This window comes from Vibrio sp. 10N.247.311.51 (assembly GCF_041467855.1).
GTDB lineage: Bacteria > Pseudomonadota > Gammaproteobacteria > Enterobacterales > Vibrionaceae > Vibrio > Vibrio coralliirubri.
The window spans coordinates 379,864-405,607 of sequence record NZ_JBFSVK010000002.1; the positions used below are offsets into that span (position 1 = coordinate 379,864).

Genomic DNA, 25,744 nt, shown 5'->3' on the forward strand with positions numbered 1-25,744 from the left:
ATATTGTTGAGAGCGATTTATGTCTGAAATTTTTCATCCATTACAATCTGAGGTGACACTTATCACCTCATTCCAAGATGCCGATCCGATGGGCGTGATCTATCACGGCAACTACTTCCGATTTTTTGAAGAAGTTAGGCGCATCATGATGGATAAGATTGAGTACAACTACCATGAGATGAAAGATTCAGGCTACATGTGGCCAATCATCGACACGCGCGTGAAATACATCAAGGCGATACCGTTCAATCATCAGATTAAGGTAACGGCTAAGTTGACTGAATGGGAAAACCGCCTGCGTGTTGACTACGAAATTCACGATGCCAACACAGGTGCTCGCATGACACGCGCCCACACAATGCAGGTTGCGGTGACCATTGAAGAACAAGAGATGTGCTTCGCTTCACCGAAAGTGTTTACCGATAAAGTCGAGCACTGGCACCAGTTTGGCTGCTTACCCCAATCAACTGAGCAGCAACCAAGCGACCAACAATCAGGCCAACCTCAAGTATCTAACACACAGCAGCAGGTGAAACATGAGTCTGTTTAAACGCAGTCGCAAACACATCAGCATCGCACTACTAGGGCTTGCCTCAATGATGGCGAGTAGTTTTGTTATTGCTAATGAAAGTACAGCTACGGTTGGTTCTATTTCAGATCTGCAAACCGTATTAAGCGCAAACAACATAGTGCGTGGTGAGTTTACTCAAACGCGCAACATGGAAATGTTCGCCCAGCCTTTGACGTCACAAGGTACTTTCCTGTTAGACAAGTCGAATGGTTTGCTTTGGACACAAACTACCCCCTTTCCTGTTAGCTTGGTGCTAACCGATAACAAACTGAGCCAAAGGTTTGCCGATCAACCCGCTAAAATCATTACCGATAAAGAAAACCCAATGGCGTTTTATTTCAGCCATATCTTCTTATCGGTGTTTCATGGGGATACACAAAAACTTCAGGAACAGTTCGCACTCGATTTTGAGCCAGCAACTGTCACAAGCTCTGATGAAAATACAGAGAATAAGTCATGGACGCTCACTCTAAAGCCAAAAAGTGCGCCGATGAACGCGGTGTTTGAAGCCATTACTCTGCAAGGTCAAAATGATATTGAACGCATTGAACTGAGAGAGATTCGTGGAGACAGCACGGTGATCGAATTTAGTCAGTTAAGCCATCTACCGGAAGTATTATCAGATGCTGAAGCACAACAATTCCAACTCTAGTCTGGCCCTTGTTTGGCTTGTTGTCGTCATGCTATTTAGCGGATTGTTGATAAAACAATTCGCTTTTTCTTCGTCGGTACCGATTGAAAGCAACATCCTAAAGTTACTGCCAGAAAACCAGCAAGACCCAATGGTAGAGCAAGCCTTTCAGCAGATATCCAGCTCGATGAGCGAGCAAGTGGTGTTTATCATCAGCGCCCCCGACATCGAACAAGCCATGGTTGCGACCGACGCTTTTGAAAAAGCTCTCAACCAAAGAGCCTTTTCAAGTCAGCCAACTCTGTTTCAGCAAGTTCAAGGCAAAATCAGCGCCAGCACCCAAAGCCAATGGAGCGATTTCTACTTTCGTCACCGAGCTCAACTGCTGACTCAACAACAAAAAGAGACGCTGACCCACTCGCCTGATTCACGAGCTCAATATGTGATTCAGTCTCTGTACAATCCGTTCTCAGGCGTCACTGCAGCCGAACTGTCGATGGACCCATTTCTACTATTTCGCGACTACATCAGTGCCGTTGGCGTTCAATCAAGTAACTTTGTTCTGAAAGAGGGCTACCTCACCGCTCAATCTAATGACCAAACTCATATTTTGGTGACCGCTACACTGGCTGGCTCGCCTTATAGCTTGGCGATTCAAGAACAACTTCCCGATCTTGATTCAATTGAGCGCGAAGTCAAAAAGCAGTTTGGCGTCAAAGTGCAGCATACTGGTGTGGTGTTCTACGCCAATTACGGTACCGAAAGTGCGAAATCAGAAATCAGTACCATTGGCTTGGGCTCATTGGCCGGTGTTATTTTATTAGTGTGGCTGACGTTTCGTAGTGCCCTACCACTTGCCTTATCTTTGCTCTCAATCAGTACTGGATTATTGGTTGCGCTGGCAAGCACCGTCGCTATCTTCGGCAAGGTTCACCTGTTTAGTTTGGTGTTTGGTGCCAGCTTGATTGGCGTGTCGATCGATTACTCCTTTCACTACCTGACTGACCGCTTGGCAGCTGGAAGTAAATGGCAAAGTGACAAAGGCTTGAAGCACATTATCATTGCGATCACCTTGGGTCTGATCACCAGCTTGATTGGCTACTTAGGGTTGTTGGTCGCGCCTTTCCCGGGATTGCAGCAACTTGCTCTGTTTTCGTCGATTGGACTGATCGCGGCTTACGCCAGTGTGGTGTGTTGGTATCCGGTTTTAGCGGCAAAACCAAGCCAAGAACGCCCTCTTCCCCTGTCGAAACTTTGGCAGACTTGGTTAAGCCTCTGGAGCAACCAAAAATTTAGAATTGGCTTACCGCTAACTGTGATTGTCTTGAGCCTGATATTACTCAGTCAAATTCGTTACGACGACGATATTCGCCAACTTCAGGCGATGCCAGAGCAACTCAAACAGCAAGAGCAAGCCATTACTGAAATCTCAGGATTCGGCAGTGGGCAAAATATGCTGTTGGTGACTGCCAACAGCGATCAAAAGCTACTCAATAAACTGGCAGAAATCACCACAAGCTTAGATTCTCTAGTCGATAGCCAAGGTATCTCAGGGTATCGCAGCATAAATCAACAGTTGCTAAGCGAACAAGAGCAACATGATAACTATCAGCTAGTTGAACTACTCTATGGCCAACAAAGCCATATATTACAAAGCACGCTAGGTTGGTCTAGTTTCCCAGAATTACCTAAATTCGAAGCAATCACGGTATTTGGGTTTTTGGAGTCGCCGGTGTCAGAACCTGTTCGACCACTCTGGTTAAAGCCGATCGACGGACAAGCGGCGTCAGTCATTTTGATCAAAGACGTCACAAACTCAGAACTGTTCTCTCAATGGCTAGATTCAAGCTTTGCTCAGCAACAAGGTGTTAAATACTTGAATAAAGCCGATGAAATATCAGCTCTTTTTGCGGAATACAGAGTCAAAATCACAGAGCTATTATTGATAGCTTTGGCCGCTATTGGGATGGTGTTAGGTTGGCGTTACGGTGTGAAGCAAAGCCTATTAATGCTGTTGCCTTCATTGATTGCAGGCGTGGCGGGATTAGCGGTTACGGGTATTTTAGGTTCCACGTTGAACCTGTTTAATCTGCTGGGCTTGATTCTGATTTTAGGGATTGGCATCGACTACACCTTGTTCTTTGCTGAGCAGAAGAAATCACTAAGCACCTTATTAGCGATTACCTTGTCTGGCCTCACGACGCTACTGTCATTTGGCTTATTATCGTTGAGTCAGACTCATGCCATTCATAGCTTTGGGGTAACGGTTCTGACAGGCATCTTTGTCGCGTGGCTACTTTCTCCGCTCGCGATCAACAGTAGTAAAAGCGTAGAACGACCAACCTCTCGAGAGGCTTTTAGATGAATAAGACGTTAAAGGTAACCTTCGCCACACTAGTGGGTATTCTACTCACTGCCTGCTCGATGGTTTCTCAGCAGCCGAGTGGGGCCAGTGTGTCTATCGACAATGACACCGAGCTCGCACTGCCATTGCCAGCTGAACTAGGGTACTCCCTCACGGCCAGTCAGCTCATCAGCGCTACGTGGGAAACCGACACACAGCAGCTTCCTGTTCAAGTTGAAGTCACAGCGGATAAAGTGGTTTTGGCGGGTTTCTCCTCTTGGGGTACGCGTATTCTATCGCTGCAATACCAGAATCAAGTGATCGACACACAAGTTCTATCCGGCCTTGGCGCAACTTTACCGCAACCCGAACAGGTGCTTTTTAATTTAATGCTGACCTTATGGCCAGCAGACGCATGGGCGCAACCTTTACAAAGCATAGGTTGGCATCTGGTCGATACCGACAAAACAAGAACCATTTTTGACGACAACCAACAAGCCATCATTAGTATTGAATACCAAGCAAAAGTCGGCGAACCAAAGACATCTGGAGAGATTGTTTTCAAGCATCTAATCCAAGGCTACACCATCACCATACAAACGTTGAACTCAACGATTGTCGACACCCCAAGTAAGAGTTGAACACTATGCCTATTTACATCCAAGACTGTGGTTTCCACTCAGCGCTAGGTTCAGAGATTGCGGACATTCATGGCTGCCTGAAAGACGAGCGTGAATCAAATATGGTCGAAGTGAACGATATGCTGAACGATGGTAAACATACTGTCGTTGGTCAAATCGCGGGTGAACTGCCACCGATTCCTTCAGATCTTACGCAATACACCACTCGCAACAATCAACTGGCGCTGTCGGCTCTAAATCAAATTGAAGACTCTATCGAGCAAGCCAAATCTCAGTTTGGCGCAGATAGAATTGCAGTGGTTATCGGCACCAGTACTTCGGGAATTTCGGACGGTGAAGCGGCTTTTAAACACAAACTCGATCAAGGTTCTTTTCCCGAGCATTATCACTACTCAAAACAAGAGCTAGGGAACACCTCTGAGTTTGTTAGTCAATATTGCTCATTAACCGGGCCAAGCTACGCGATCTCGACGGCTTGCTCATCCAGTGGTCGTGTGTTTCTCACTGCGCAACGTTTGCTAGATTCAGGCATGGCTGATGCTGTGTTAGTCGGTGGTGTAGACACCTTATGTAAACTGACACTCAACGGTTTTCATGGCCTAGAAGCACTATCAACGACACATTGTAAGCCGTTTAGCGCCTCTCGTGATGGTATCAATATCGGCGAAGCGGCGGCATTTATGTTGCTCAGCAGAACAAAACTAGCCGGTGTTAATGCAGCACAAGACACGTCAAACATTGCCTTATTAGGCTGTGGTGATAGCTCTGATGCACACCATATTTCAGCGCCCCACCCTGAAGGAAATGGCGCCGAGCAAGCGATGAGAAAAGCTTTAGATTCTGGACAGTTACAAGCAGAGGACATCGGTTACATCAATGCTCACGGTACTGCAACACCACTCAATGATTCAATGGAAAGCAAAGCCATCCATCGTATTTTTGCAAACAAGGTTCCCGTTAGCTCAACCAAGCCGCTTACCGGGCATACTCTAGGAGCTGCAAGTGCGATTGAGGCGGCAATTGCATGGCATATTTTAAAATATGACTTACCGCTTCCCTTACAAAAATGTCAGGATAAAGCTGAAGATATTGAGATTGATTTGGTAAACTGTACCCAGAAACTTAAAGTAAAGAACATCTTAAGCAACTCGTTTGCTTTTGGTGGTAACAACATTAGCCTGATTTTTGGTGTAGTAAATGACTGATATCCCTTCTGTAGACCAACTCCTCCCTCACGATGATCCGATGATATTAATCGATCGTGCTATCAACGTAGAGGCGTTGTCGATCCACTGCCAGGTCGATATTGGTGACCATAATCTGTTCTTTGACGCCCAATCTCAAACGGTACCCGCTTATGTAGGTATCGAGTTTATGGCGCAGTCTGTTGCTGCTTGGTCTGGATACCACGCACTGAAAAACGGCACCACTCCCCCGATCGGTTTCTTACTCGGTTCTCGCCGTTACAAGTCACTGTGTGATGAATTTACTCAAGGTCAGACCCTTGATATCTATGCCGAGCAACTGATGGAAGACAGCGGCATGGCCGTGTTTACCGCAAGAGTCGAAGACCAAGGTGAGTTAGTGGCTCAATGCCAACTCAATGTCTACGTGCCGACCGAACAAAAATTACAAGAAATGAAAACTAGGAGCCCATCATGAGCCGTCAGGTTTTAGTCACTGGTGCCAGCAAAGGCATTGGTAAAGCGATCGCTATTCAACTCGCGAAAGACGGATTTGAAATCGCCGTTCATTACATGGGTGACAAGCAAGGTGCTGAAGAGACGCTGCAGTCGATCACCGAACTGGGTGGTGCTGGACGTCTTATCCAATTTGATATCAGCAACCGCAGCGAGTGTCGTGAAAAGCTAGAGTCTGATATTGCAGAACATGGCGCTTACTACGGTGTGGTGAACAACGCGGGCATTACTCGTGACACCGCATTCCCTGCGATGACAGAAGAAGAGTGGGATGGCGTGATTCATACCAACCTCGACAGCTTCTACAATGTGCTCCACCCGTGTGTGATGCCTATGGTTCAGAAACGCAAAGGCGGTCGTATCGTCACTCTGGCGTCGGTATCGGGCATCATGGGCAACCGCGGTCAAACCAACTACGCAGCAGCTAAAGCCGGCGTGATTGGCGCGACTAAGTCTCTGGCTCTAGAACTCGCAAAACGCAAGATCACGGTAAACTGTGTCGCTCCTGGCTTAATCGATACCGGCATGGTTGACGAGCATGTAAAAGAGCATGCGCTTCCTCAAGTGCCACTGCGCCGCATGGGTGAGCCAGAAGAAGTGGCAGGCCTAGTCAGTTACCTAATGTCTGATATTGCAGGCTATGTGACTCGCCAAGTGATTTCAGTTAATGGAGGCTTAGTATGACGCGCCGCGTTGTTGTAACTGGCATGTCTGGTATTACTGCCTTTGGTAATGACTGGCAGCAGATCGAGCCGAAACTAAAAGCCTGTGAAAATGCGACTCAATATATGCCAAGCTTTGAGCAGTACGATGGTCTCAACACTAAGCTTGCTGCGCCTATTGATGACTTCCAACTGCCAAAACACTATAAGCGTAAACAAGTGCGTGGCATGGGACGAGTATCCCGCCTAGCCACCGTTGCGACAGAAAACGCATTAGAGCAAGCAGGGCTGATCGGCCACGATATTTTAACCAATGGTGAAACCGGTATCGCTTACGGCTCTTCAACCGGCAGTACCGATGCCGTTGGTGCGTTTGGCGTGATGCTTAACGAGAAATCGACACGAGCAATCACAGCAACCACCTATGTTCAAATGATGCCACACACCGCTGCGGTCAATGTGGGTCTGTTCTTCGGTCTGCGCGGCCGCGTGATTCCCACCAGCAGTGCGTGTACTTCAGGAAGCCAAGCGATTGGTTATGCCTATGAAGCGATTAAGCACGGCTACCAAACCGTGATGGTTGCCGGTGGTGGTGAAGAGCTATGCCCAACTGAGTCTGCCGTTTTCGATACCCTTTTTGCTACCAGTTTAAAAAACGACACACCAAAAAAATCTCCTAGCCCTTACGACAGTGGGCGCGATGGCCTTGTTATCGGTGAAGGCGCTGGCACGCTTGTTCTTGAAGAGTATGAACATGCTGTGGCTCGTGGCGCAAAGATCTACGCTGAGATCATCGGCTTTGCCAGCAACTGCGATGCCGCTCATGTGACACAACCTCAGATGGAAACCATGCAAATTTGTATGGAAAAAGCTTTGAAAGATGCGCAACTTCCGGCTGAAAAAATTGGCTATGTTTCTGCACACGGAACGGCGACTGAAAAAGGCGATATTGCGGAAAGTAATGCGACCGCGAACATTTTTGGTGAAGTGCCAATCAGCTCATTGAAAAGCTACTTTGGTCATACGCTTGGCGCGTGTGGTGCGATTGAAGCTTGGTTAAGCCTAGAGATGATGCATAGCGGTTGGTTCAGCCCAACATTGAATCTTGAGAATATCGACGAACAGTGCGGCAAGCTCGATTACATCACAGGCTCTGGTCGCGAATTGGACGTTGAATATCTGATGAGCAACAACTTCGCTTTTGGTGGAATCAACACTTCAATCATCTTCAAAAAAATCTAGGATAGATAATGAAAAACTGGCTAGTTGCTGCTGTTGTCGTTTTACTCGCAGGTTGTAGTGCTCCTAAGTATTCAGGAAACGCACTACCAGAAGCAAATACAATCGAACAGGTTACGATTGTTGAAGACGAGAAAACTCGTGCGGTTTTCCTCGATTCCATACTCGACTGGTGCCTGAATAATCAGGTTAAATGTAAAGTCGTTGCCGACGGTTCAGAACATAATCCAGAGGACATCACGCTGGATTATGTCTCTCGTTGGAGTTGGGATTTCAGAACCTTTGTGGCAGACGCTAAGATCTCGGCTTATCAAGATCAACAGCGCGTTGGCAATGTCGACTTCAAAGCGCCAAACAGCGGAAACTTTTCTAAGTTTGGTGACGATATGGAACGCATCAAAGCGATGATGGATATCTTGTTCGATAAGAAAACAGCCGCGCAAGCAACTCAAATGATTGCCGACGACAAGCTCTAACGAAATCGTTCAGATAGTAAAAATCGAGACAAATAAAAAGGGTCAGTAACCAAGTTACTGACCCTTTTTTGATTCTAGCAATCGCTCAATTAAGCGTTAGCTTCGCGCTCAGCGATGAACTCAAGAGCCATCTTGATGCGAGCGATTACGCGCTCTTTACCAACAAGCTCCATCACTGCATCAACAGAAGGAGACTGACCGCCACCTGTTACTGCTACGCGAAGTGGCATACCGATTTTACCCATGCCGATCTCTAGCTCTTCACATACTGCTGCAATCACACCGTCTTTGATGTTTGCAGTAGTGAAATCTTCAAGCGCTTCAACCTTAGCAAGAGCAAGCTCTAGTGGGCCTTTAGCAACACCACGTAGGTGCTTCTTCGCTGCGCCAGCTTCAAACTCAGAGAAATCTTCGTAGAAGTAACGAGATTGCTCAGCAAGTTCGATAAGCGTGTTACAACGCTCGCCAACTAGCTTGATCACTTCAGTGATAGCTGGGCCATTTGTTGTATCGATCTTCTGTGCGTCTAGGTGCCATTGCAGGTATTTAGCAACGTACTCTGGCTCAGAAGTCTTGATGTAGTGGTTGTTCAACCAAAGTAGCTTATCAGTGTTGAATGCAGAAGCAGACTTGCTGATAGCGTTCAGGCTGAAGAATTCAATCATCTCTTCTTGAGAGAAGATCTCTTGGTCACCGTGAGACCAACCTAAACGAACTAGGTAGTTGTTTAGTGCATTTGGTAGGTAACCTTCGTCGCGGTATTGCATTACTGAAACAGCACCGTGACGCTTAGAAAGTTTCGCACCGTCATCACCAAGAATCATTGCACAGTGAGCGAAAGTTGGAACTGGTGCGCCTAGTGCTTCATAGATGTTGATTTGACGAGGTGTGTTGTTAATGTGGTCTTCACCACGAACAACGTGTGTAATACCCATATCCCAGTCATCCACTACCACTACGAAGTTGTATGTTGGTGCACCGTCTGTACGACGAATGATCAGGTCATCAAGTTGGCTGTTTGCGATTTCAATGCGACCACGGATTTGGTCATCAAATACTACGCTGCCTTCTTTAGGGTTACGGAAACGGATAACGCATGCATCACCTTCTTTTGCTGCTTCGTTTGCTGCAACAATTTTAGGGTGGTTAGCATCGTAACGAGCCATCTCTTTGTTTTCTTCTTGCTCTGCACGAATTTCATCAAGTAGTTCTTTAGACGCGTAGCATTTGAATGCTTTGTCTTCAGCAAGTAGCTTATCAACCATTTCGTTGTAACGGTCAAAACGCTTAGATTGGTAGTAAGGACCTTCATCCCATTCCATACCCATCCATTGCATGCCTTCTAGAATTGCATCAACCGCTTCTTGAGAGTTACGCTCAAGGTCCGTGTCTTCGATACGTAGAACGAATTCACCACCTTGGTTCTTAGCGAATAGCCAAGAGTAAAGTGCAGTACGTGCACCACCAACGTGAAGATAGCCAGTTGGGCTAGGAGCAAAACGAGTTTTAACCGTCATTTAAATACCTTGATTATGTAGGTGATTCTTTTAGTGCTCGCCATTACAAAGCCTGTAACAGACAAATATCACTAAATTTTGGGCGCTATTTTATCACCACCGCTTAAATCTACAATCAGTAGTGAATGATTAATGTGCTGATCTTGTACGAAAGCTATCGTAGAAGGAGAAAACCAATAGCTCAAGTCCATGTCATACGCTCTAAAAAGATAAATTCTCGCCACGCTCGCGATAAATCTCATCCATTCCACCACTCAATATTCCAACAAATATTAAATTCTTGAATTTATGTTTGACCTTACCCTTACGGGAAGGTTTATGTTAGGGCTAGATGAGAATTGGAGTTTCGATATGAACCATTACACAACTGCGCTCAACGGCCTAAATTGCATGGGGTGTGCGAAGAAAGTTCGCACACTGTTTGATGATCTCGACAATACGACGATCAATGACATATCGCCGACGTACATCGATATTTCGACGCCTTTTAGTTATGTTGAGCTCAATGAACAGTTAGCAACCCTTGGTTATTCAATGGGTAATTCACTGCACTTTTCATTATCAGGGCTCAGCTGTGGTAAGTGCGTGAACAAGCTGACTCAAGCACTTCAACAAACCGAGCAAGCCTCAAATCTGGAAGTCACCAAAGATGAATTGTCGTTGGTGACCCTACTTTCAGAATCCGAGCTTATTGAGCTGATCGAGAGTGTGGGTTATCACGCAGCTCCCTACTCTGAAACAGGTAACCTTTTATCAGATTCAAAAAACGAACAAGCAGATAAAAAGATTGAAGATACTGAAGATAAAACCACAGCTAGCCAATATACCTATCACCTTGTTCTTGAAGGTATGACGTGTGCGAGTTGTGTCTCTTCGGTAGAGAAAGCGCTGAAAAAGAATGAGTTTGTAGACCAAGCACAGATCAACCTCGCTGAGCAGACAACCTTGGTTTTCACCTCTCAAACAAGAGACATCATTGAAAACGCTCTAATAGAATCGGTGAAAGCTGCTGGTTATGGCGCTGAGTTTGTCGACGATGCGGCGACTCAACAGCAAAAACAACAAGAACAACAACTTCGTACTCAACAAGCCTTCCTTAGAAATTCAGTAAGTGCATTGGTGATCGGTGCTCCGCTGATGGCATGGGGCGTGTTCGGTGGCAGCATGACCATTGCTACATTTAACGATCAACTGGCTTGGGGCTTGGTTGGTGTCATTTGTTTGATACTGCTTGCTACCTCAGGTCGTAGCTTCTTCACGAATGCTTGGCAATCACTGATGCACAAACGTGCGACCATGGACACGCTAGTCGCTTTAGGTACTGGCGCGGCATGGTTCTATTCAATGCTGGTTGTGCTGATTCCATCATGGTTCCCAGAACCATCGCGCCATGTCTACTTCGAAGCCAGTGCAATGATCGTTGGCTTAATTTCTTTGGGTCATTACATCGAAGCCAAAGCCAAAGCACGTACTACAAAATCGCTGCAAGCACTGATTAATTTACAGCCTCAAAAAGCGGTAGTTATTGTCGATGGCAAAGAACAAACCATCGCAGTAGAAGCCATTCAGGTAGGCATGCAGATACGAGTAAAACCCGGAGAAAAAGTGCCGGTTGATGGTGTCGTAGTCTCAGGTGAATCTTATATCGATGAGTCGATGCTGACCGGTGAACCACTTCCCAACGTTAAATCAACTAATGATGGCGTTTCTGCGGGCACCATTAATGGTGATGGTAGTTTAATTATTGAAGCGACTGGGATTGGATCAAGCACCATGCTGGCTAGAATCATTCAAATGGTTCGCCAAGCGCAAAGCAGTAAACCAGCAATCGCCAAGCTTGCCGATTCTATCTCAGCCGTTTTTGTTCCGGTTGTGGTCGCGATCGCTGCTGTTGCTGCCCTAGTTTGGTTTTTTGTAGGTCCACAACCAAGCGCCAGTTACATGTTAGTAGTATCAACCACAGTGCTGATCATCGCTTGTCCATGTGCATTAGGCCTAGCCACACCGCTTTCGATTACTGTTGGCGTCGGTAAAGCGGCTGAGTTTGGCGTTCTTATTAAAGATGCGGATGTATTGCAGTCTGCCAGCAAGATCGATGCTGTTGTGTTTGACAAAACAGGGACATTGACCCAAGGCAAACCAACCGTTCAACAGGCCTTTTACGCTAATCTAACGGAGCAAGAGTTACTGGCTTATGCTTATTCAGTAGAAGTAGGTTCTGAGCACCCACTTGCCAAAGCCGTTTGCCAATATGCAGAGAGCTTGGAAGTTTTAGTACTCCCACACAGCGAATTTGAAAACCAACGCGGGCTTGGGGTTCAAGCAACAATTAACGGCAAGAACGTGCAAGTTGGCTCGCTTAAGTACCTCACCCAATTAGGTATCAATACAGAGATTGGCGCGGATTTCATCGAGCTTTGCCGCTCGCAAGCGTGGACGCCTATTTTCATTGTGATTGACCAAAAACTGGAAGGCATATTGGGCATTTCAGACGCGTTAAAAATAGATAGCAAACAGGCGATAGCTCAACTAAAATCCGCCGGAATTCACACTGTGCTATTAACGGGTGACAACGACTCTGTGGCTCAAGCAATAGGTAAAGACGTCGGTATCGACGAGGTTATCTCAGAAGTGCTTCCAGAGCAGAAAGCTCAACATATTGTTCAGCTTCAACAGCAATATAAGAGTGTTGCCATGGTCGGAGACGGTATTAACGATGCACCCGCTCTTGCTCAAGCGGATATAGGAATCGCAATGGGCAGTGGCAGTGATGTCGCGATTGAAAGTGCGCAAATGACGCTACTCAACTCATCGCCATTATCAGTAAGCAACGCGATCGAGCTATCTCAAGCGACCGTGAGAAATATGAAGCAAAACCTATTTGGAGCCTTCATCTACAACTCGCTTGGTATTCCTATCGCGGCCGGTGTGCTTTACCCATTTTTCGGATTTCTGCTTAGTCCAGTAGTTGCAGGGGCAGCGATGGCGATGTCGTCAATTACTGTAGTAAGCAATGCCAACAGGCTGAGATTGTTCAAACCAACTCATTCTAATATTAATAAAAACCATATTCATGAGGTTAACCATGATTCGTAAAATTATGACTCTTACTGCACTCGCTGCAATCTCAGGACAAGCTTTAGCTACTGATGTTCTAAACCACAAATCTCCATACTGCGGCTGTTGCACAGAATGGACTGAACATATGCGAGATGCTGGGTTCGATGTTACAGAGAAGCTCCACGATGATATGAACCCAATCAAGCAAAAGCTAGGGGTAACACAGGAGTTAGCCTCTTGCCACACTGCAGAGATCGACGGATACGTATTTGAAGGACACATTCCAGCAGATGACATTAAAGCCTTTCTAGAAAACCCACCACGTAATGCGATTGGTTTAGCGGTTCCGGGTATGCCAATGGGTTCGCCAGGCATGGAGTATGGCGATAAGAAAGACGAGTATTCTGTGTATGCGTTTAATGAAAAAGGTCAGGTGTTTGAATACCGTCACTACAACGGGAAATAGAACCTAAACAGACCAACACACAACTATAAAAAAGAAGTCATAAAAATAGAGCCTAGCATTCAGTAAACCCAAGACTGTGGTTTACTTACTAGGCTCTTTGCTTTTGGACAGTAAAGCAAATCTTGTCGCGGCACCAACCGGGCTGTTAGTTCCGCTATGTTCCCTTCGCTAATTAGCTAGCAAGCTATTTAACAAAGAAGTTCACTCGGCTAATAATCTAAGCGACTAAGCAGCCAAGCGAATCAGCTTAGAAGCCGTAAGAAGCACCGAATACGAATGCGTTGTTCTGCTTAGAATCGCCGTTTGCGAAATCTACACCGTTAGCTTGGCTACGGAACTCAAAGTAAGGTTGAACACCTTGACGAGTCCATGTTGCACGTAACTCGTGGTCCATCGCTTCAGCGTCAATCATGTAAACGTTGTTGTAGCTAAGCGCTAAATCAGCATTCACTGTGTAAGCAATGCGGTTATCCATGCGGTAGTCTGTGTCAGCATTAGCTGAAGTATCATCGATGTGTGCACGAGTACGGTTACTAATAGAGATGCCGTTGTCGAAGTTGTAACCGATCTTAACTAGTGGACGGAACTGAATGCTTTCGCCTGCAGAGAATAGGTGTTGGTAACCCGCAGCAACCCATAGGTTGTCAGTGATGTTGAAAGATTGCTCACCACCTACAGTGATGCCTGGAGTAGTATTACCTGCACCGCCATTTTCAGATTCAAGTTTGCCCAGTTGGATACCATCAAACTCAGAATAAACCGTGAAACCGCCTAGAGAGTTGTCAAACGTGTGACCAGCTTCTAGCGTAGAAGTCATGTCAGAACCGTGGATACGGCCATCGTCATGAATTTGGATGTTACCCGTTACGTAAGAAGAACCAGCAAAAGCACTAGAAGCGAAAGCAAGAGAAAGAGCACTTAGAGCGATAATTTTTTTCATAGTAAACTGCCTTAGTTTAATTTTTTCAGCGGCACATCTTCGGTACATCATTCACCTTCACCGCTTGAGTAGTTGGTAGCCTCCCTGGCATGAAATCTATGTTGCTCGAATTAATTCGCGTTTAAAAATAAAAGAATGGGCAGAGTGATCTCTCTCACTATCAAAAAAGAACAAGTTATTTAATACTTTAAAATCATACATTTAAAAATATAAAAATTGATAAAAAACTCAAGACGAAAAAACGTACAGATCCAGATCACATTATTTCACGCTGCGAAATTAGAATGAGTTAGTTCAATCACACTTGATTTAGAGTTTTTTATGGGGGACTTATTTTTTGAAGAGAATAATGAGAGGCGCGTCACTTTTGTGATGGAACTCACCTTATGTGCATTGTTGACGATATAAACAAAGAGTATTTCTATATGTTTCAGCTTAAGAGAAGTGCCTAACTTAGTTTGGACGAAAAAAAAGCTCCCACTTTTATCTGATTAAGACAATAGCTAGGGAGCTTTTCTATTAATGTTGCTTATCGATTATTTTACCGAAGTCACTCGACTTACTTTCTCGCCACTTTCAGAGATAGAGCGGATGTAAGTTTCGCCAGAAACCGATGGACGTTGTTGCTCATCATACGTTAGCCAGTTTTCACCATCAGCTGAGTATTGAAGCTCTACGCCTGGGAATTGAACGTTCATTGCAAGCTTGCCATCAACCACTTTTGCACCCGGAACTGGCAGTCGGTAATCAATACCCGCTTTTTCAAGCTTAGCCAGCTCACGTTGGCCAACAATATTCGCGAAACGATTAAAGTCACTGTTTAGAGCCTGCTTGTTCACTAAGTCAGTATTTTGAGAATACTCAACGCCCACTTTGTAGTCGTTTTCCCAATCCGCTCGGTGCCATGCACGCTCAGCTGCGGCAAGAACGCGTGGGAATACCATGTATTCATATTGCTCGTCAGTACGTACTGTTTCAGACCAAAGCTGCGCTGACAAACCGTAGAAAGGTTTCGCTTCAATCTCACCTTTACCGCTGAAGCCATTGCCGTCTCGGTCTAATGACGTTTCTGCGTTTTGTGGCATGTTCTCTGGAGCAAAGCCAAACATCTTACGAGTATCTGTTGCACGTGTTGCCCAGTAGTAACCACGCTCTGCGGCATCTACTTCGTATGGCATATCCATGTATACGTAATCTGGGTTAGAAACAATTACGTCATAACCTTTCGCAGACCAGTCGTAAACTGATGAAGTACCGCCCCAGTAAAGAACATCCCAGAAGTTAACGCGCGTACTTTCTGTTGCAAATGCCTCTTCACCTTCGCTGTATTTCAGGCCATCTTGCCACGCTTGGAAGTGTGGAATGCCCTTCTCAGCAACAATCTTAGACACCTCTTCTGCAAAGTGGCTTGGCAGGTGACCAAAATCGCTTACTGTACCGTCAGCAATTAATTTCTGACATTGTGGAGATTGTTGGAACGGCTTATCTTGCTTAGATAAGTCAATGTTACCTTTCCATGCCACTTTGTCTTCTGCATTAATATCTTGTAAGCCAGCGCCTAACTTAATGTTTTTCGCTTCATCGCCACCAAAGTGCCAAGTTGTTAGCGGAACACCCGCTTCTTGGTGCATTGCAGCCACTTCAGAGATCACTTTATCAACAAAGTGAGTCGACGATTCCATACATGGGTTAATGAAGCTTTGCTTATCGTAGAACTGAACAGTCGTCACGTTCGATGTATCTTGTGGATCCATCAAACGGTATTCGTTCGCTTCCGCTTCTTTACCTTCCGCCATTAGGCGAGTGTAACGTGCTTCCATTGATACCACAGCAGAACGAGCGTGTGCTGGCATATCAATCTCTGGGATAACTTCGATGCTGCGCGCTTTTGCGTAGCTTAAGATCTCGACGTAATCCGCTTTACTAAAGAAACCAGAGCCGAAGTTGTCTGTTGTTGGACCTGAACCTAGCTGAGGCAGTAAACAGCTTTGCTCTTCCAAATCAAAACAACGATTAGACCCTACATCCGTTAGCTCTGGTAAACCTGGGATTTCTAAACGCCAACCTTCATCATCCGTTAAGTGAAGGTGCAGTTTATTCATCTTGTAGGCTGCCATTTGATCTAGCGTCGCTAGGATGGCATCTTTTGAGTGGAAGTTTCGAGCAACATCCACCATCACACCACGGTAATCAAAGCGTGGAGCATCTTGGATCGACAGTTGTGGTAATGATTCAGCGTTCTGACTGTCTATTAGGCCAAAAATAGACTGAACTGCGTAGAAAGCACCTGTTTTATCAAACGCTTTTATCGCAATCCCCTCTTCCGAGATGCTTAGTTCATAAGCGCCAGATTTCGCTAAATCACCCGTAAACTGAGTAGGAACAACAGCGACACTCACAGGTAGGTCGCCACTCACATCTACGTTTACCACATCTGCACGTTCTTCAATTGCTGCGAATTGCTCAGCGTCGAATCCGTCTTTAGGTAGGGCAATACCACCAGCAATGCTAACTGAACCTTCACCGGCTTCTACCGACATTGGCGTTGGTAATAAAGTGGTAGATACGTCTTGCGTTGCTAGATCCGCATTCTTTTCGAAACGCGTAACAGCGGTCGCCATTACGTTGTTGTCATCAGGCGTACGCTTTAGGTTGTTTCCTTCTAAACCAGTTACGAACGACGCGACATCTTCCGTATTCAATGAAGCGATCATCTTAGGTTCTGCATTTGGTGCCGTTACAAATGCACCCGGCATAAAGTCGGTTTCAAACAGTTGCCAGTATTCACTGGTTAATGGAAGAATCACTTCTTCACCCGCTGCAAAACCATCGAACTTTTCTGTTGGTTCTAGCTTGTGTAAGTCGCCGGTTACGCGAGTGATTTTAAACTGCTCATTATCAACATCTAAGATAAGGCGAATACTGTGGAAGTAGATGGTCCAATCTTTTGAATCAATCGCTTCACCATCGTTAGTTAGCGTCATGTTCACTTTATTACATGACGCCCACTCTGCGCCTAAGTCCTGACAAGCCATGCCTTCGTTTGCACCGTGGTTCGTCAAGATTTCATATTGCACATCAAGGTTATCAGCCAGTGCATTCACCACCTTTTGTTCTGGTGCTTGTGTCACAGCACAACCCGCCAAACCAGCCAGTACCGCTACAGATAGTAAGTTTCTCTTCAACATCGTATTCACCCATAAATTTAAAAATTGAGTAAGAAGCAAATTGGAGCGCTTCGAAAGTTAGCTAAACTATATGGGCTTATTTTTTACCGTGAATTAAATCAAGCTAATAAAGTGATCAGCTTCAAATCTCAAAATTAGCGATAAAATTAATTACATAAAAATCATTAGGTTATAATTAACGGCACTTCCGTCAGTTTTATTTTGACGTAAAAATTGAGAATTTAATCACAATCTTTTTAAAGGATTTCATAAAATCGTGTCGTTGATAGAGAGAAAGGTTTAAGAGTTTGTTCGGGTTGTTATACTTTTCGTACAAACAACGTGACATCGTTCTCAAAAAAAACCGTTAAAAAACACCGTCAAAATCGATTTTAACGAGTTTAATACTTCCTAAAGGAGCTCCCTTTGCGTCCACTCTGGTACATGCTTTTATTCGTTCTCGCTTTTTCAGCTAGGCAAGCGGTCGCCGACCCCCTTTATTGGCAAGCAAAACAGGATGATCTAACACTCACTATCTTAGGTTCTGTGCACGTTGGGGACGAGAGTATGTACCCCCTTCCTTCGGCGATCACCGACGCGCTAAAAAACAGTGATGGGTTAATTATCGAAACGGATATCAGAAAGTCTGATGGCGCTGTATATCCCCACAACAAACTCACAACTGCCGATGTACTCAATGAACAACAGCTGCAATTATTAACCGAAATCTCAAAATCATTGGGCATGCCGATGCAACAACTGCTTAGCTCACCGCCTTGGGCAACTTCTCTCTCCATACAAATGCAGCAGTTAAAAAACCTTGGTTATGGCTCCGCCAGCGGCGTTGATGCGATGCTAGCGAACAAAGCGACTACCCAAGATGTTCCGGTTATCAGTTTGGAGCCTCTGCAATTCCAAATAGACCTGATGACAAAACAAAAGGACGACGGTAAAGAGTGGTTAATCAGTAGCCTTGAAGAATTTGACCAAACTGATCGCGTGGTTCATTGCCTGATTGAAAGCTGGAAAGCGGGTGATTTAGCGAAGCTGGAAGCCTTCTCAGAGCTATCAGAGATGTCACCTGAACTTGAGAAAGCATTCTTAACCGATCGCAACATAGACTGGGCAAACAAGCTATCCGCCAATAATTGGAAACTTAAGTCTAAAGGGAACTACTTGATAGTAGTTGGTACCTTGCACCTAATTGGAGAAGGTAACCTTATACAGTTATTAGAAAAGAAAGGCTTCAGTGTCATCCAGCAATCACAAAGCCAACCAGCCCAATGTCAATTTGAGGCTAGCCCAAAAAGCTAACAATACTCACCTCATTTTTTTTCGTTATAAAAGCATTTCCTTAATAACAGAATCTTTACATTTAATAGCACCATTGCAGTGCTATTATCTTTCGCTCTTTTTACCTATGGCGTTGTTCTAATGAAACCAGTACTTTTTGCTTTCCCTTTAGCCCTCACGATGCTGATGCCCTCAATAGCCTCAGCCAAAGAAACATGCACCATCGAACAGTTTCAGGCGATAGACATACAACCAGATACCAAAGGCGGTGTATTAGATAAAGAAAGCGGACAGTTTTTGATTACTGAGAAACCACCGATGCGCTGCGCCAATATTACGTTCACAACCTCTACAACACGAAACCGTATCGCAAGCCAAATGAACAACAATTTTGAAGCGAACTTTTACGACAACCAAACGGGAAGCTCTCACTCGGTGACGTTTGATGAAGATGAAGTAAAGGCAGGTTACATTCGAATAGGCCCTAACAAGCCAGCGGAAGCGTATGTTTGTTTTGTTACCTCGGAAACACCAATAAAAGATATTACGTGCGATGTTAAGTAAACAGATTTGGGACGGGCTTATTGGGTCAATCCTTGTATCTAAACTTGGTGTTTAGAACAACAGAGATTCCCGACTCACTCCTTCGTCGCTCTAATGAGTTACACATATACCAGAACGCAAAAGCCTTAGTCCCTTCTATTACAGAGAGTGCTACGACTTTTTTCAATGTAATCGGTGAAGAGCTTATTTTGAACATCAGGCGAACCCGTTGACCAAGTGATTATCTTTATCCTGAAATGCAAAAAAGCCGTAGCATTTCTGCTACGGCTTTCTTTAATGTGGTCGGTGAAGAGGGATTCGAACCCCCGACCCTCTGGTCCCAAACCAGATGCGCTACCAAGCTGCGCTATTCACCGAGATATCTAACTGGCTGATTGCCTGTCGATGGAGCGTATAATACGGATTCTAAATTTATCCGCAAGCGCTTTTTCTCATATTTATTGTGAATTCGAATCGTTCGAACAAAAGACATACAACAACACGCTTGATGTGACGAAAAACACACAGTTACCAACAAGTATTTAACTTATGAAACAGGATTGATCCAGATCAGTGAATTGATAACACCAGTTAATACACTAACCCGTGTCATATAACTTTGAGGTATACACATGGACTTTTGGCTAGATCTCCTATTTGGTAATGCGGTGGGACTATCTTCAATGATAGTAATCTTCGGGGCTCTGGGTCTCATGATGTTTTATGGAGGCTTCTTCATCTACAAAGTTATGACTGAAAAATCTCCTCACTAGAATCGCTCAGCCTAAATCATTTACTTTTAAGTATTCTTTTACTTTGTAAGTAAGTGTCAAAACGCTTTGCACCGGAGCAGACTTATTGTCTTCTCCGGTTTTTTCATTTTTAAACCCAGCCTCAACTTAGGTATACTTACCCTATCCTTCTCCAACTTGAGATACACACTATGTCTCATGATGACGACCTAGATCTATTCCAAGAAATGATGGGCGATGTTAAACGTATCGACCATGACACCGCTGAACACCAGAAAGTACACCGAGTCACAGAATCTCACCTTGCTAAGCGTGAAGCCGCTATGTGGCTGTCTGACGACGAGAAAGACTACTTATCATTAGATTACTCGCCAATGATCAAGCCAGACGATGTCGTTGCTTATAAAAAAGACGGTGTACAAGAAGGCGTATACAAAAAGCTGCGCCTAGGCAAATACCCTATTCAAGCCAAGCTCGACCTTCATAGGAAAACTCTGAAAGACGCACGTAACGAAGTGCTTTCATTTTTGCGTCAATGTTTAAGAATGGATGTTCGTACCGTCATCATTGTTCACGGTAAGGGTGAGCGTTCGAATCCACCAGCAATGATGAAAAGTTACGTGGCAAATTGGCTCACGCAAATCAACGACGTTCAATGTGTTCATTCTGCTCAGCAATTTCATGGTGGTACGGGCGCTGTCTATGTCATGCTCAGAAAGAGTAATGAGAAAAAGCTAGAGAACAGAGAGCGCCATCAAAAGCGCACCAGTTAATAGGTTGAGATAGATAAACGGGCGAATAACGATTTTGCATCAGGATCGATATTTCGTGCCTAGACTCACACCAAGTGCTAAAATTGCCTCAGTTAACGAATTCCAACTCAAAGCAACTATCCAAAGGTTGCTTTTTGTTTATTTATATTTCCGTTGTGAAACGCTAAGAGAATATCATGTCACAAGAATCCCAAGCTAAACGCCTTAATAAATACATCAGTGAAACTGGTTTTTGCTCACGCCGCGAAGCCGATAAACTCATTGATGCAGGCCGAGTTACTATTAACGGTAAGATCCCTGAAATGGGTACTAAAGTCTTGCCTGGTGATGATGTTGAGATCGACAATAAGCCTGTTCGCTCAAAAGAGAAGCCGATTTACATTGCTCTTAATAAACCAACAGGTATCACCTGTACGACTGAGCGTGATATTCCTGGCAACATCGTCGACTTTATCGGCCACCACAAACGTATTTTCCCGATTGGTCGTCTAGATAAGCCTTCTGATGGCCTTATCTTCTTAACCAATGACGGCGACATCGTAAACAAGATCCTACGTGCAGGTAACAACCACGAGAAAGAATACGTGGTACGTGTAGATAAGCCGATTACGACGGAATTCTTGAAGCAAATGGGCGCTGGCGTTCACATTCTCGATACTGTTACCCTGCCATGTAAAGTAGAGAAAGAGACCAAATTCTCATTCCGAATTACGCTAACACAAGGCCTTAACCGCCAAATTCGCCGTATGTGTGAAGCGCTCGGTTATGAAGTATTTAAGCTACGTCGTGTTCGTATTATGAATATCTCACTAGACGGTATTCCTAACGGCAAATGGCGCTACCTGAGCGACGAAGAGATCACTGAGATCTTAGCGATGTGTGAAGGCTCAGTAAGTACGGAAGATGCGTCAAAAATGAACGCGAAAGGTCAACGCATTCGTAAAGCGACTGACGCGAAACTTTTTGATAGCCGTGAAGAGAACCAAGCTTCAACAGCGCGCCGTAATCAAAACGAGAACCGTACACGCACTTACCGCGGTAACAATGCCGATGAATTCCGTCATGCGCCTAACTCAAAGCGTGGCCGCAATTCATCGAACGTTGAAAGCGGTGGTAATACCGAAAACTGGAAGTCGAACTCTCGTTCAGAGCGTTCTAATTCAGATAGAAATCGTACAGATCGCGATAATACCGATCGTAGAAGCGGTAAGCCGGCAAACCGCAGCCAAGATTCAAACAGACCGAACAAACCTGCACCAAAGCGTGTTAGTGGTACTTTAGGTCTGAAGAAGTAGTCTGAATCAGTAAGACGAGACACTCGATATAAAAACGCCCGCTAGATTAGTCTAGCGGGCGTTTTTGTTTGTTATTCGATAGTTTTATCATCATGACAACGACAATCTATAAACATAGCTCGGCAAACTGGCCGCGAGTCAGCAGTGTTAAGTCTTTTGGGTCTAACTCAATCTCTAGCCCACGCTTCCCAGCACTCACACATATCGTTTCAAAATCGGTGGCGCTGGAATGAACAAAGGTAGGCAAGGCTTTCTTCTGACCAAGCGGACTAATTCCACCAACAACATAACCCGTGGTTTTCTGAGCAATCTCAGGATCAGCCATCTCTGCTTTTTTGCCTTTCGCAGCTTTAGCTGCAAGCTTTAGATTTAGCTTCTGGTCGACAGGAATAACGGCAACAGCCAAATCTTTCGCCACACCATTCAAGCAGAACAACAGCGTTTTGAATACACGTTTGGGATCTTGACCAAGCGCTTCAACGGCTTCTAAACCATAGTTGGTATTATTCGCATCATGATGATACTGATGCACGCTATGAGCGATTTTCTTTTTCTTGGCGAGATTGATTGCAGGGGTCATAACAAATCCAAACGATAGATAAACAAAAAGCGGCGCCGAGGCGTCGCTTTAGTTAAATTTATCATGGTGCTAGAGTCAATCTAATTTAGCACCTATTGATACAATTGCTTGGATTCACTTACTTGTAAACCATTTGGCCTGAAGGCGCGTACTTGTTCACGTCAACCGGGCTGTTTGCTTCTAGGTACTCTTTCAGTACTTCAGCATCAACAAAACCAGTATTTACGTAACCTGGGTGATCCGACAGTTTAGGGTAACCGTCACCACCAGCAGCGTTAAAGCTTGGTACTGTGAAACGGTATGTTTCGTCTAGACGAAGCTGTTTGCCACCAATGAATACATTCGATACTTCACCGTTCGCTACTGTCATAGAGATACCAGCAAACTGAGCGTAAGCACCAGAATCGATTGGTTTAGTCGCCACTACATTTAGGTAATCTAGAACTTCTTTACCCGTCATGTCTGTGTAAGTCAGGATGTTCGCAAAAGGTTGTACTGTTAGCACGTCTTTATAAGTAACATTACCGGCTTCAATTGAGTCACGTACACCACCAGAGTTCATCACAGCGAAGTCTGCTTTTGCACGCTCCATGTGAGAAGTCGCAATCAAACGACCTAGGTTGGTTTGTTGGAAACGAACGACGTTACGATCGCCTTCAAGCTTACCATTTGTCTCTGCGATTTGAACTTCTAGCTGTGCCTGACCTTGCTCTTGGAAAGGACGTAGGAATTCAAGTAGCTCTGGGTCTTGTGCGATTTCATCTTGAATAAGAACACGTTGCTTCTTACCGTCAATCTTAACTTTCTTCTTAAGGTTAACTGGAATTAGGTCGTAGCTCACCATCTCTAGCTCGCCATTACGGAATTCGTAATCAGCACGACCTACGTACTTGCCCCACTCGTGAGCTTGAACGATGTAAGTACCGTTCTGTACGTCAGGCTTACACTCATCACCCGGCTTGAAGTTTTTCTTCGCAACGTTAGGGCCTTCCATACATACAGGCTCTTGAGAGTGACCACCAACGATCATGTCTAGGTCGCCTTCGTTTAGGTAACGAGCAAGTGCGACATCACCCGGAGCATTAACACCACGTTGACCGTTTTCGTAGTGACCCATATGAGTCACAGCAAAGATTAGATCCGGTTTTTCTGTTTCTTTAAGTTCAGCGATTAGCTTCTTCGCTTCTTCTTTAGGATCACGGAAGTCGATGCCTGCGATAAATTCAGGGTTACCAATCTTTTGGGTATCTTCAGTTGTTAAACCAATAACCGCAATCTTGATGCCTTGCTTTTCGAACATCTCGTAAGCTTGGAACTTACGTTCGCCTGTCGCTTTATCGTAGATGTTTGCAGATAGCATTGGGAAGTTAGCCCAATCGATCTGCTTTTGTAATACGTCTAAAGAGTTATCAAACTCGTGGTTACCCAATGCCATTGCATCGTAACCAATTTTGTTCATACCTTTGAAATCAGGTTCTGCGTCCTGAAGGTCTGACTCTGGAACACCCGTGTTGATGTCACCGCCAGATAGAAGCAACACGCTACCGCCTTCTGCTTCAACTTCTGAACGAAGTTGGTCAACTAGCGTTTTACGCGCAGACATGCCGTATTCGCCATATTTATTCTGCCAGAAACGACCATGGTTATCGTTTGTGTGAAGAATCGTTAGCTTGTAAGTTTCGTCTTGGTTCCAATCATGAGCTGATTGAGACGCACACCCAGCTAGAGTAGCTAGAATTGCAGCACTTAGTGCTGTCTTTAGAATAAGGCGTTGCTTCATTGTCATACCTTTGAACTTTTTAGGGGAATCCACTGCTTTTTTATCACTCAAACTCAACAAATGTCCGCTAAGGAAACATCGTTATAAGTTAGTAAAACATGAAGTAGTTTAAATTAAGACGGTAAACCTAACAGAGTGATTTCATATTTATGTAGGATAGATCACCTTAATCTCCTATCGAGTGTGTAACAAAGCGACAAAGTTGCATTTGAGCAAATAAGTGATCACAGGCAAACGTTTTCATAATTTTTTAGATTATTTGTGACTGGCTCAATTCAACATCCCCGAAAAGTGACCTTCGTTAAATTTATTCTATTTATCAAAGCATTAATTGATACATTATAACATAGCAATTGGTAGGCTAACTGGTTTGAAAGTATCAACTAAACCGCAACTCGCTGACCGATAGGTACAAAAAAGCCGGCGTTTGCGCCGGCTGTTAATTATATGCAGTTCGATTATTTAATATCGATGTGCTCAAAGCCTTTGATAAGGTCATCAAGTGCTTTCATCTGCTTCAAGAACGGCTCTAGTTTGTCTAGAGGTAGCGCAGATGGGCCATCACAACGAGCTTGGTCAGGGTTCGGGTGAGCTTCAATGAATAGACCCGCAATACCTGTCGCCAGGCCAGCTTTCGCTAGTTCAACCGTTTGCTCACGGCGACCGCCAGATGCAGCACCTGATGGGTCACGCATTTGCAGAGAGTGCGTCACGTCGAAGATGATTGGGCTACCGTTTGAAGACTTCTTCATTACGCCAAAGCCAAGCATATCCACAACAAGGTTGTCATAACCCATGCAAGCGCCACGCTCACAAAGGATGATGTTGTCGTTACCACACTCAGCAAACTTATCAACGATGTTGCCAACTTGGTTCGGGCTCATGAACTGAGGCTTCTTCACGTTGATTACTGCGCCAGTCTTAGCCATTGCTTCAACAAGATCAGTTTGACGAGCTAGGAATGCAGGTAGTTGGATTACATCAACCACATCCGCAACAGGCTGAGCTTGAGCTTCTGTGTGGATATCAGTAATGATCTTCACGCCGAAAGTGTCTTTCAGCTCTTGGAAGATTTTAAGACCTTCTTCCATTCCTGGACCACGGTATGAATGAACTGAGCTGCGGTTCGCTTTATCAAAAGACGCCTTAAATACATAAGGGATGCCCAGCTTCTCGGTTACTTTTACATAGTGCTCACAGATCTGCATAGCAAGATCGCGAGACTCAAGAACGTTCATGCCTGCAAATAGCGTAAATGGCTTGTCGTTTGCGATTGGCATATCGCCAATGTGGACTGTTTTTTGTTCCATCATA

General features: G+C 44.9%; 22 protein-coding genes and 1 tRNA gene. 16 read left to right on the forward strand and 7 right to left on the reverse strand.

Annotation, left to right across the window (positions count from 1 at the left end; all coding sequences use genetic code 11):
* The first annotated feature begins 19 nt into the window (after nucleotides 1-19).
* From AB6E85_RS03860 to AB6E85_RS03900, 9 genes are read left to right on the forward strand one after another with little or no spacing between them, the layout of a single operon-like run.
* The gene (locus tag AB6E85_RS03860) at nucleotides 20-550 is read left to right on the forward strand and encodes an acyl-CoA thioesterase (RefSeq protein WP_372141518.1); all 531 of its coding nucleotides are present in this window, start codon (nucleotides 20-22) and stop codon (nucleotides 548-550) included.
* Nucleotides 537-1,223, forward strand: a complete 687-nt coding sequence (locus AB6E85_RS03865; RefSeq protein WP_372141520.1) for an outer membrane lipoprotein carrier protein LolA — start codon at nucleotides 537-539, stop codon at nucleotides 1,221-1,223. The genes AB6E85_RS03860 and AB6E85_RS03865 overlap by 14 nt, the downstream gene beginning before the upstream one ends.
* Nucleotides 1,195-3,567, forward strand: a complete 2,373-nt coding sequence (locus tag AB6E85_RS03870; protein ID WP_372141522.1) for an MMPL family transporter — start codon at nucleotides 1,195-1,197, stop codon at nucleotides 3,565-3,567. The genes AB6E85_RS03865 and AB6E85_RS03870 overlap by 29 nt, the downstream gene beginning before the upstream one ends.
* Nucleotides 3,564-4,187, forward strand: coding sequence for a DUF3261 domain-containing protein (locus AB6E85_RS03875; protein WP_372141523.1), 624 nt, complete (start codon nucleotides 3,564-3,566; stop codon nucleotides 4,185-4,187). Before AB6E85_RS03870 ends, AB6E85_RS03875 begins: the two co-directional genes overlap by 4 nt.
* Before the next feature lie 5 nt (nucleotides 4,188-4,192).
* The gene (locus tag AB6E85_RS03880; RefSeq protein WP_372141525.1) at nucleotides 4,193-5,392 is read left to right on the forward strand and encodes a beta-ketoacyl-[acyl-carrier-protein] synthase family protein; all 1,200 of its coding nucleotides are present in this window, start codon (nucleotides 4,193-4,195) and stop codon (nucleotides 5,390-5,392) included.
* On the forward strand, nucleotides 5,385-5,849 hold the full coding sequence (locus AB6E85_RS03885; protein ID WP_050651806.1) for a hotdog family protein: 465 nt from the start codon (nucleotides 5,385-5,387) through the stop codon (nucleotides 5,847-5,849). Before AB6E85_RS03880 ends, AB6E85_RS03885 begins: the two co-directional genes overlap by 8 nt.
* A complete protein-coding gene (locus AB6E85_RS03890; RefSeq protein WP_372141527.1) occupies nucleotides 5,846-6,571 on the forward strand; it encodes a 3-ketoacyl-ACP reductase FabG2 in 726 nt (241 codons plus the stop codon). The genes AB6E85_RS03885 and AB6E85_RS03890 overlap by 4 nt, the downstream gene beginning before the upstream one ends.
* A complete protein-coding gene (locus AB6E85_RS03895; protein ID WP_372141529.1) occupies nucleotides 6,568-7,791 on the forward strand; it encodes a beta-ketoacyl-ACP synthase in 1,224 nt (407 codons plus the stop codon). The genes AB6E85_RS03890 and AB6E85_RS03895 overlap by 4 nt, the downstream gene beginning before the upstream one ends.
* Before the next feature lie 8 nt (nucleotides 7,792-7,799).
* Entirely contained in the window at nucleotides 7,800-8,264 is a 465-nt protein-coding gene (locus AB6E85_RS03900) for an Sbal_3080 family lipoprotein (protein WP_372141530.1), read from the forward strand.
* Nucleotides 8,265-8,353: 89 nt separating this feature from the next.
* On the opposite strand, the gene gltX is transcribed toward AB6E85_RS03900, so the two are convergent.
* Nucleotides 8,354-9,781: a glutamate--tRNA ligase gene (gltX, locus tag AB6E85_RS03905; protein WP_017069020.1), complete on the reverse strand. Its 1,428-nt coding sequence runs from the start codon at nucleotides 9,779-9,781 to the stop codon at nucleotides 8,354-8,356.
* A 288-nt stretch (nucleotides 9,782-10,069) separates the two neighbouring features.
* Between gltX and AB6E85_RS03910 the strand changes: the two genes are divergently transcribed.
* Together AB6E85_RS03910 and AB6E85_RS03915 are read left to right on the forward strand one after the other, a co-directional pair.
* Nucleotides 10,070-12,877, forward strand: a complete 2,808-nt coding sequence (locus AB6E85_RS03910; RefSeq protein ID WP_372141531.1) for a copper-translocating P-type ATPase — start codon at nucleotides 10,070-10,072, stop codon at nucleotides 12,875-12,877.
* A complete protein-coding gene (locus AB6E85_RS03915) occupies nucleotides 12,867-13,307 on the forward strand; it encodes a DUF411 domain-containing protein (protein WP_017060536.1) in 441 nt (146 codons plus the stop codon). The genes AB6E85_RS03910 and AB6E85_RS03915 overlap by 11 nt, the downstream gene beginning before the upstream one ends.
* Nucleotides 13,308-13,554: 247 nt before the next feature.
* Here the strand turns inward: AB6E85_RS03915 and AB6E85_RS03920 are convergent, their stop codons facing one another.
* Both AB6E85_RS03920 and AB6E85_RS03925 read right to left on the reverse strand, forming a co-directional pair.
* Complete coding sequence (locus tag AB6E85_RS03920) at nucleotides 13,555-14,247, reverse strand: oligogalacturonate-specific porin KdgM family protein (RefSeq protein ID WP_017064150.1); 693 nt, start codon at nucleotides 14,245-14,247, stop codon at nucleotides 13,555-13,557.
* Between the two features lie 536 nt (nucleotides 14,248-14,783).
* Nucleotides 14,784-17,435 (reverse strand): beta-N-acetylhexosaminidase, encoded by a 2,652-nt coding sequence (locus AB6E85_RS03925; protein ID WP_372141532.1) that lies wholly within the window; start codon nucleotides 17,433-17,435, stop codon nucleotides 14,784-14,786.
* Between the two features lie 405 nt (nucleotides 17,436-17,840).
* On the opposite strand from AB6E85_RS03925, the gene AB6E85_RS03930 reads away from it, so the two are divergent.
* Together AB6E85_RS03930 and AB6E85_RS03935 are read left to right on the forward strand one after the other, a co-directional pair.
* Nucleotides 17,841-18,728, forward strand: a complete 888-nt coding sequence (locus AB6E85_RS03930) for a TraB/GumN family protein (protein WP_372141534.1) — start codon at nucleotides 17,841-17,843, stop codon at nucleotides 18,726-18,728.
* 120 nt (nucleotides 18,729-18,848) lie between these two features.
* Nucleotides 18,849-19,271, forward strand: coding sequence for a hypothetical protein (locus tag AB6E85_RS03935; protein ID WP_048611271.1), 423 nt, complete (start codon nucleotides 18,849-18,851; stop codon nucleotides 19,269-19,271).
* A 279-nt stretch (nucleotides 19,272-19,550) separates the two neighbouring features.
* On the opposite strand, the gene AB6E85_RS03940 is transcribed toward AB6E85_RS03935, so the two are convergent.
* Nucleotides 19,551-19,627, reverse strand: a tRNA-Pro gene (locus AB6E85_RS03940).
* 255 nt (nucleotides 19,628-19,882) lie between these two features.
* On the opposite strand from AB6E85_RS03940, the gene AB6E85_RS03945 reads away from it, so the two are divergent.
* From AB6E85_RS03945 to rluF, 3 genes are all read left to right on the forward strand, one after another.
* Entirely contained in the window at nucleotides 19,883-20,023 is a 141-nt protein-coding gene (locus tag AB6E85_RS03945; RefSeq protein ID WP_017062321.1) for a DUF3149 domain-containing protein, read from the forward strand.
* Nucleotides 20,024-20,193: 170 nt separating this feature from the next.
* Nucleotides 20,194-20,775, forward strand: coding sequence for a DNA endonuclease SmrA (smrA, locus tag AB6E85_RS03950; RefSeq protein WP_017062320.1), 582 nt, complete (start codon nucleotides 20,194-20,196; stop codon nucleotides 20,773-20,775).
* 176 nt (nucleotides 20,776-20,951) lie between these two features.
* Nucleotides 20,952-22,070, forward strand: coding sequence for a 23S rRNA pseudouridine(2604) synthase RluF (gene rluF / locus AB6E85_RS03955; protein ID WP_372141536.1), 1,119 nt, complete (start codon nucleotides 20,952-20,954; stop codon nucleotides 22,068-22,070).
* A gap of 106 nt (nucleotides 22,071-22,176) precedes the next feature.
* Here rluF and ybaK read toward each other — a convergent pair whose 3' ends face one another.
* The 3 genes from ybaK to kdsA form a co-directional block, all read right to left on the reverse strand.
* Nucleotides 22,177-22,650 (reverse strand): Cys-tRNA(Pro) deacylase, encoded by a 474-nt coding sequence (gene ybaK / locus AB6E85_RS03960; protein ID WP_333011345.1) that lies wholly within the window; start codon nucleotides 22,648-22,650, stop codon nucleotides 22,177-22,179.
* A gap of 118 nt (nucleotides 22,651-22,768) precedes the next feature.
* Nucleotides 22,769-24,430, reverse strand: coding sequence for a bifunctional UDP-sugar hydrolase/5'-nucleotidase UshA (gene ushA / locus AB6E85_RS03965; protein ID WP_017062317.1), 1,662 nt, complete (start codon nucleotides 24,428-24,430; stop codon nucleotides 22,769-22,771).
* A 458-nt stretch (nucleotides 24,431-24,888) separates the two neighbouring features.
* The gene (gene kdsA, locus AB6E85_RS03970) at nucleotides 24,889-25,743 is read right to left on the reverse strand and encodes a 3-deoxy-8-phosphooctulonate synthase (protein ID WP_017069619.1); all 855 of its coding nucleotides are present in this window, start codon (nucleotides 25,741-25,743) and stop codon (nucleotides 24,889-24,891) included.
* Between the last annotated feature and the right edge of the window lies 1 nt (nucleotide 25,744).

Coding starts and splice junctions, on each gene's coding strand:
- AB6E85_RS03860 (WP_372141518.1), top strand. CDS start 20: ATGTCTGAAATTTTTCATCCATTACAATCTGAGGTGACACTTATCACC.
- AB6E85_RS03865 (WP_372141520.1), top strand. CDS start 537: ATGAGTCTGTTTAAACGCAGTCGCAAACACATCAGCATCGCACTACTA.
- AB6E85_RS03870 (WP_372141522.1), top strand. CDS start 1,195: ATGCTGAAGCACAACAATTCCAACTCTAGTCTGGCCCTTGTTTGGCTT.
- AB6E85_RS03875 (WP_372141523.1), top strand. CDS start 3,564: ATGAATAAGACGTTAAAGGTAACCTTCGCCACACTAGTGGGTATTCTA.
- AB6E85_RS03880 (WP_372141525.1), top strand. CDS start 4,193: ATGCCTATTTACATCCAAGACTGTGGTTTCCACTCAGCGCTAGGTTCA.
- AB6E85_RS03885 (WP_050651806.1), top strand. CDS start 5,385: ATGACTGATATCCCTTCTGTAGACCAACTCCTCCCTCACGATGATCCG.
- AB6E85_RS03890 (WP_372141527.1), top strand. CDS start 5,846: ATGAGCCGTCAGGTTTTAGTCACTGGTGCCAGCAAAGGCATTGGTAAA.
- AB6E85_RS03895 (WP_372141529.1), top strand. CDS start 6,568: ATGACGCGCCGCGTTGTTGTAACTGGCATGTCTGGTATTACTGCCTTT.
- AB6E85_RS03900 (WP_372141530.1), top strand. CDS start 7,800: ATGAAAAACTGGCTAGTTGCTGCTGTTGTCGTTTTACTCGCAGGTTGT.
- gltX (WP_017069020.1), bottom strand. CDS start 9,781: ATGACGGTTAAAACTCGTTTTGCTCCTAGCCCAACTGGCTATCTTCAC.
- AB6E85_RS03910 (WP_372141531.1), top strand. CDS start 10,070: ATGTTTGACCTTACCCTTACGGGAAGGTTTATGTTAGGGCTAGATGAG.
- AB6E85_RS03915 (WP_017060536.1), top strand. CDS start 12,867: ATGATTCGTAAAATTATGACTCTTACTGCACTCGCTGCAATCTCAGGA.
- AB6E85_RS03920 (WP_017064150.1), bottom strand. CDS start 14,247: ATGAAAAAAATTATCGCTCTAAGTGCTCTTTCTCTTGCTTTCGCTTCT.
- AB6E85_RS03925 (WP_372141532.1), bottom strand. CDS start 17,435: ATGTTGAAGAGAAACTTACTATCTGTAGCGGTACTGGCTGGTTTGGCG.
- AB6E85_RS03935 (WP_048611271.1), top strand. CDS start 18,849: ATGAAACCAGTACTTTTTGCTTTCCCTTTAGCCCTCACGATGCTGATG.
- AB6E85_RS03945 (WP_017062321.1), top strand. CDS start 19,883: ATGGACTTTTGGCTAGATCTCCTATTTGGTAATGCGGTGGGACTATCT.
- smrA (WP_017062320.1), top strand. CDS start 20,194: ATGTCTCATGATGACGACCTAGATCTATTCCAAGAAATGATGGGCGAT.
- rluF (WP_372141536.1), top strand. CDS start 20,952: ATGTCACAAGAATCCCAAGCTAAACGCCTTAATAAATACATCAGTGAA.
- ybaK (WP_333011345.1), bottom strand. CDS start 22,650: ATGACCCCTGCAATCAATCTCGCCAAGAAAAAGAAAATCGCTCATAGC.
- ushA (WP_017062317.1), bottom strand. CDS start 24,430: ATGAAGCAACGCCTTATTCTAAAGACAGCACTAAGTGCTGCAATTCTA.
- kdsA (WP_017069619.1), bottom strand. CDS start 25,743: ATGATGGAACAAAAAACAGTCCACATTGGCGATATGCCAATCGCAAAC.